7 protein-coding genes are annotated in these 5,833 nt (G+C 68.6%); 3 read left to right on the top strand and 4 right to left on the bottom strand.

Annotation, left to right across the window (positions count from 1 at the left end; translation table 11 throughout):
• Positions 1-240: 240 nt before the first annotated feature.
• From D9599_RS29920 to D9599_RS29930, 3 genes are all read right to left on the bottom strand, one after another.
• Entirely contained in the window at positions 241-675 is a 435-nt protein-coding gene (locus tag D9599_RS29920; RefSeq protein ID WP_198384990.1) for a hypothetical protein, read from the bottom strand.
• A gap of 412 nt (positions 676-1,087) precedes the next feature.
• Positions 1,088-1,477: a type II toxin-antitoxin system VapC family toxin gene (locus D9599_RS29925; RefSeq protein ID WP_198384991.1), complete on the bottom strand. Its 390-nt coding sequence runs from the start codon at positions 1,475-1,477 to the stop codon at positions 1,088-1,090.
• Positions 1,477-1,719 (bottom strand): type II toxin-antitoxin system Phd/YefM family antitoxin, encoded by a 243-nt coding sequence (locus D9599_RS29930; protein ID WP_198384992.1) that lies wholly within the window; start codon positions 1,717-1,719, stop codon positions 1,477-1,479. Before D9599_RS29930 ends, D9599_RS29925 begins: the two co-directional genes overlap by 1 nt.
• Positions 1,720-1,910: 191 nt before the next feature.
• Here D9599_RS29930 and D9599_RS29935 point away from each other — a divergent pair, with 191 nt between their 5' ends.
• The 3 genes from D9599_RS29935 to D9599_RS29945 all read left to right on the top strand — a co-directional run bounded on the left by D9599_RS29935 (position 1,911) and on the right by D9599_RS29945 (position 5,116).
• Positions 1,911-2,855, top strand: coding sequence for a LysR family transcriptional regulator (locus D9599_RS29935; protein WP_198384993.1), 945 nt, complete (start codon positions 1,911-1,913; stop codon positions 2,853-2,855).
• Positions 2,856-2,960: 105 nt separating this feature from the next.
• Positions 2,961-4,130 (top strand): FAD-dependent monooxygenase, encoded by a 1,170-nt coding sequence (locus D9599_RS29940; protein ID WP_198384994.1) that lies wholly within the window; start codon positions 2,961-2,963, stop codon positions 4,128-4,130.
• Between the two features lie 14 nt (positions 4,131-4,144).
• On the top strand, positions 4,145-5,116 hold the full coding sequence (locus D9599_RS29945) for a tripartite tricarboxylate transporter substrate binding protein (RefSeq protein WP_198384995.1): 972 nt from the start codon (positions 4,145-4,147) through the stop codon (positions 5,114-5,116).
• Positions 5,117-5,180: 64 nt separating this feature from the next.
• On the opposite strand, the gene D9599_RS29950 is transcribed toward D9599_RS29945, so the two are convergent.
• Positions 5,181-5,833 (bottom strand): sulfatase/phosphatase domain-containing protein (locus D9599_RS29950; RefSeq protein WP_375373100.1); only part of this gene is annotated, 653 nt, incomplete at its 5' end.

Genomic DNA, 5,833 nt, shown 5'->3' on the forward strand with positions numbered 1-5,833 from the left:
TCTCGGTATTGTGGTAGGTGACCCGCTCCACCAGACCCGCCAAGGCCTCGGTGGGCGGGCCGGTACTGGCAGCAGGTCGGGATGGGGCAGCGGCAGTGGGCACCCTATCAAATGCCTCCGGAGCCTACACGTGGGGAGGTCCTCAACCTGCCCAGCCCCTTTTTGACAAACAGCCGCACGTTGCATGGGACCGATGCCCATGCCTTGTGGCGTAGGCTAACCAGGTCCCGGCATTCGCTATCAGATGGGGCGAGCCTCGGAGGGTTCTGGGGTCCAGCACAGGCAACCAGGCATCTCCTCGCGAGCGTTAGCTTTCAAATCGGCCCGGGCCCAGTCCTGCACAAAGCGCCGCGGCGGCAGGACGATCCAGCCATCTGCGTCGTCTACCGCCGTGAAGTCCCCAACGGCGACACACAGGGCAGTCACCGCACAGATCAGGGCAGCCCGGTCGTCGTGGTTCGTCACGTCGCCCAGCCGAAGGGCCAGGTGCCGGCCGGGCAGCAGGTGCGCCATCAGGCACTCCAGTGTCCCGTCCTCGACGAGGTGGCGGAAGAAAACGTCCGACCGGTCAGCACGGCTCGCCGCCACCGCGACCGGGTCGGGCAGCATCACGCCCAGGAAGGCATTCGGGAAGGCCTCCGCCACGGCCTTGGCATCGATGCGCACGGCGTGCACGGCCGGCGCGAGATCACTCCCCGCAGCACAATGCGGGCACAATCATTGGCTGCGGCGTTGAGCGCCTTGCCGACCGGGGCGCTCCCCTGACCCGGCTTGCCGATCCTGGCCCCCAGGCGGCGCGTCAGCATGCGCTCAGCCACACGATAGCGGCCGATCACATCAAAGCCCGCCCTCAGAGGACCGTCGAAGGCGACAGCCTGAAGCCGGCGGGTGCCCGCCACGGCGGCGATCGTGGTCTCTTGCTCCCCAGGTAAGGCGCGGAAGCGCTGGATGTTCCAGGTGATCCGACGGGGATCCCAGTCGAGCCGGCAAACGGCACTGGAGCGGCGTGTTGGGGAGAAGCCCACGTCTACCCCGAGCACCGCGCCCTGCTGCTGCAGAACAGGGGCTGGGCCGCAATCCAATTCCATCATCGGACCAGGGTGACCAACTCGGAGTAAGGCGGCAGTAGGGGGTCGGCCGTGTACAAGCGCATTGGCCCAGCCATCGCCTGCGCCACCAGCAGACGATCGAAGGGATCACGGTGGTAGGGCGGCAGGTCTGCCACCCGGGCTGCCGCCTCTGCCCTTACAGGCAGCTCCAGGAAGCCTGCCTCGACCGCACCTCGCGCGACCTCCTCGGGGCGTACGGCGAAGTCGGCACGGCCGAGCCCAGCCTTGATGGCCACCTCCCAGATGCTGGCAGCACTGAACAGCACCTCATTCTCAGGGTCTTCGATCAACTCCAGCACCGTGGAAGCGAGCTTCTCCGGCTCAGCCAGTGCCCACAGCAGCAGGTGAGTATCCAGGAGCAGGCGCATTAGCGACCGCTGAAGCTATCGAGCACGTCCTCAGGAAGCGGCGCGTCGAAGTCGGTCGGCACGCGTAGGCGGCCCGCCATCGCGCCGAGCACGCGGCGTAGCTTGGGCGCTAGGTTAGAGAGCGGCACCAGCTTGGCCACCGGTTTGCCGGCGCGAGCAATGACGATCTCCTGGCCCGCCGCAGCGGCGTCGACTAGGCGCGAGAGCTGCGTCTTAGCGGCGTGAATGTTGACCGTCTCCATGAGTACTCCTGACCGGACTAGACTTAGTCCATATAGTGGTTGGAGATCGGTTTTGGGAGGCTAGAAGAGCTCGTCAGAAGTCCTGACCGTGTTTGCGCCCAAAGGTCCCCGGGGGACGCTGGAGATATCAGATCGTGAGAAAGCAGCACTCGGCCATTGCAGCCTCTCGTCAGATCTGAGCGGCGGCCACAATGGATCTTCGCGAACTCCGCGGCTTCGTCGAGGTGGCCCGGCTCCGCAGCGTCTCCGCCGCGGCGAAGGCGCTGCACATCGCCCAACCCGCGCTGACACGTCAGATCCGCAAGCTCGAGCAGGAGCTCGGCACTGTGCTGTTCGTCCGCAGCGCGCGGGGCGTTGAGCCTACCGCCGCCGGAGCCCTGCTCCTGCGCCGGGCCGAGCGGCTGTTGCGCGATGTTGGCCAGTTACGGGAGGAGGTGACGGGGGCGGAGCACGCCGTCAGCGGCCGTGTGGCCATCGCCATGCCGCCCACGACCGGAGCCCTGGTGATGCCCCGGCTGCTGGCGCGCATGCGGCGGGACCATCCTGGCGTTTCGATCCATGTGATGGAAGGCGTGAATGCCACACTGCTCGAATGGGTTATGGGCGGGCGCGCTGACCTCGCCTTGATGCATGACCCGCCGAGCCTGACGCTGCTGCGCAGCGAGGTTCTGCTGCGGGAGGCGCTCCACCTCGTGTCCCCGCCCGGGGCGCTGCCGCAGGGGTGTGGCCAGCGACCGGAGGTGCGCGTGCGCGACCTGCACGGACTGCCACTGATCCTGCCCGCGCGCCCGCACCTCACCCGCCTGCTGGTGGAACAGGCAGCAGCCGCGGCCGGGGTGCGGCTGGATATCGTGGTCGAGGCCGATGGCGTGGCGCTGACCCGCAACCTGGTTGCGGCGGGATTCGGCCACGGCGTCCTCGCCCCCGCGACGGTGCGCGCCCAGGTCGCGGCTGGTGAGGTGGTGGCCGCGCCGCTGCGCGGGCGCGCCCTGCACACGGTGCTCTGCCTAGTCGATCTTGCCAGCGCGCCAGGAGACGCAGCGCGTCGGGCGGCAGAGGCGGTGGTTCGGGAGGAGGTGCTGGCGCTGCAGGCGGCTGGTGCCTGGGGCGGCCTTATGCCTGACAACGAGAACTGACCTGTTGCCCATGCCCGACCGGCATGGCCCGCGATGGCAAGACGGTATTTCCCGTGCCCTGCCAGCAGGCATAGACCGGCGGAAACGACGGTAGAGGAAGCATCGATGCGGGGACAGTTGCGGGTTGGGGTGGTAGGTGCCGGGATCGGGGGATTGGCCGCGGCGGTCTTGCTGCAGCGGGCTGGCCATCAGGTGACCGTCTTCGAGCAGGCGACGCGCTTCGCCCGAGTGGGTGCGGGCATCCAGATGGGCGCCAACGCGATGAAGGCGCTGCGTGTGCTCGGGCTCGACGGCGAGGTGCGCCGCATCGGCTTCCGGCCGGGGAGCCTCCTGAACCTGGATTTCGACACTGGTACCGTGACCAACGAGCTGCCGGGTGGTGACGCCCTGGAGGCCCGGTACGGGGCGCCACACATGTGCCTGCACCGTGCCGACCTGCACGGCATCCTGGCGGCCGCGGTGGCGCCGGGCACGGTGCAGTTCGGGCGCAAGTTGCGCGACCTGGAGGGAGGGCCGGGGACGGCCACGCTCGCCTTCGAGGATGGCCGGCGCGAGACGCTGGATGCGGTGATTGGCGCCGACGGCGTGCACTCGACGGTGCGGGAGCGGATGCTCGGGCGGGAGGCGCCGCGCTTCACCGGGCGTGTCGCCTACCGCACCGTGTTTCCCGCGGCCCTTCTCGGGGAGCAGCAGCTCAACAACTCCCGCACCAAGTGGTGGGGACCCGACCGCCATATCGTGATGTATTACATCACCGCCGCACGGGACGAGGTGTACTTCGTCACTAGCCAGCCCGAGGACCCGTCCTGGATGACGCCGGAGTCCTGGTCGGCCAAGGGCAGCGTGGAGGCGCTGCGGGAGTCCTTCGCGGCCTTCCACCCGGAGGTGCGGCGCGTTCTGGACGCTTGCCCCGAGGTGTACAAATGGGCCCTGCTGGCCCGCGATCCCTTGCCGCACTGGACCGAGGGCCGGGTGGCGCTGATGGGCGACGCCTGCCACCCCATGTCGCCCTACATGGCGCAGGGCGCGGCCATGGCCCTCGAGGACGCGGTGGTTCTCTCGCGCTGCCTGGCGGAGGTTGAGGCGGAAGGCGTTGCCGCAGCCTTCCGACGCTATGAGGCAAACCGCCGGCCGCGCGCCACCGACATTCAGCAACAATCCAACGAGAACACCTTTCTCCGCCGGCCCGGCGGCACCGACTGGGTGTACGGCTATGACGTCGGCGCAGCGCCACTCGACGTGCCCGGCTGGACCCGGCCGGACTTGGCAGCGTGACGGAACCGCGGATCATGACGACGGGCAGGCGGGTGCTTCTCGGCGCTGGAGCAGCTCTGGCGCTTCGTCGGCCAGCCCTGGCCCAGGTGGGCGGCTTCCCGGACCGCCCCATCCGCATCGTCGTTCCGCACGGCCCAGGCGGGGCCTCCGACACTTGGGGGCGGCTGATCGCCGAGCCACTGCGTGCCCTGCTCGGGCAGCCCGTCCTGATCGAGAACAAGCCCGGCGCGAGCACCATGCTGGCGGCCGAGACGGTGGCGCGAGCGCGACCGGACGGCCTCACGCTGCTGATGGGCTCGGTCACCACCCTGTCGATCAACCCCGGCATCTTCCGCAGCATGCGCTACGATCCGATGAGGGACTTCGCGCCGCTGTCCCTCGTTGCCTCTGCCCCGATGGCACTCGCGGTCAGCAACGGGGTGCCGGTGCGCTCGGTGCAGGAGCTAGTAGCCTACGCGAAGGAACGGCCGGGGCAGCTCAACTACGGCTCGCCGGGCATCGGGACCTCGCCGCACCTCACGGCGGCGCTCTTCGCCTCGATGACCGGCACACGCTTCGTGCACGTGCCCTATCGACAGTCATCGGAGGCGGAGCTCGCGCTCATCCAGCAGGAGGTGCAGCTCGCCTTCAGCGGCGGGTTCATCCCGGCGATCCGCGCGGACCGCGTCCGGGGTCTGGCGATGACGAGCCCCCAGCGGTCCGCACTGGCGCCGGAACTGCCCACGGTAGCGGAGGGAGGTCTGCCGGGCTTTGAGTCTGCTGTGTGGAACGGGCTGCTCGCACCAGCCGGCACGCCGCCGGAGATTGTCTCCCTGCTCAGCCGGCGGATCGTCGAGGCCGCGCGGCGGCCAGAAACGGCGCAGGCCTATGCTCTGATCGGCGCCGAAGTCGTGGCGTCTGATCCAGCGGAGTTTGCAGAGACAATCGGGCGAGAGACGGTGAAGTGGGGACGGGTGATCCGAGAGGCCGGAATCGAAGCCAGTTAGCATGGAGTAGGCGAAGCGCAGCCCCTCCGCCCCGCAACGTCGCATGCTCAATGTCGGTGAGGTTTTAATTGAAGCCTGGTGTGCTGCTCCCCGCACTCGGTAGGGGCGGGTGCAAGCTCAAGCGCGTGAAGGCTTCCTGCGGAGCCTCATGCGCGCGCATAATCCTTGTCATGCCATCTACTAGCCGGGCGACCACCGCTGGATCCTGGACAGGCCGCACCTGCCCAGGATCCTCTGCCAGGTCGTAGAGCGCGGTGGTGGTGTCCTCGAAATAGCCTTGTGGCGCCTCGCGGGTCTTCACCCCAGGGCGGGCAGGGATGCGCATCAGCCGCATGCCCTGCGTGAAGCCGAAGCCCGGGAAGATCTCGGCCTCGGCCAGTTCCTCCACCCCGAAGGGGTTCTTCTGGTGCAGCGGGATCAGCACGTACTCGTAGAGCGTCTGGGTGAGCGGGTCCGGCGGGTAGCGGAAGTAGGTGTAGCGCCCGTCCGTGACGTTGGTGGCCGCGCCGAACATGCCGAAGATCGCGACGTCGCGTAGGGCGTGGTCCTCAGCCAGCAGGGGCAGCAAGGAGGTGCCCTGCACCGTGGGTGGTGGTGCCACGCCGAACAGGTCGAGGAAGGTCGGCATCAGGTCGATGGCCTGGCTCAGGGCCCTCCGGCGCCCACCGCCAAGAAAGCCGGGATGGGCAATGAAGAGCGGGATGCGCGCGATCTCCT

It is taken from the genome of Roseomonas sp. KE2513 (assembly GCF_016107305.1).
Classification (GTDB): Bacteria; Pseudomonadota; Alphaproteobacteria; order Acetobacterales; family Acetobacteraceae; genus Roseomonas.

Excerpts from the sequence above, each read along its gene's own strand:
- D9599_RS29925 (WP_198384991.1), bottom strand. The coding sequence starts at position 1,477 with ATGCGCCTGCTCCTGGATACTCACCTGCTGCTGTGGGCACTGGCTGAG.
- D9599_RS29930 (WP_198384992.1), bottom strand. The coding sequence starts at position 1,719 with ATGGAGACGGTCAACATTCACGCCGCTAAGACGCAGCTCTCGCGCCTA.
- D9599_RS29935 (WP_198384993.1), top strand. The coding sequence starts at position 1,911 with ATGGATCTTCGCGAACTCCGCGGCTTCGTCGAGGTGGCCCGGCTCCGC.
- D9599_RS29940 (WP_198384994.1), top strand. The coding sequence starts at position 2,961 with ATGCGGGGACAGTTGCGGGTTGGGGTGGTAGGTGCCGGGATCGGGGGA.
- D9599_RS29945 (WP_198384995.1), top strand. The coding sequence starts at position 4,145 with ATGACGACGGGCAGGCGGGTGCTTCTCGGCGCTGGAGCAGCTCTGGCG.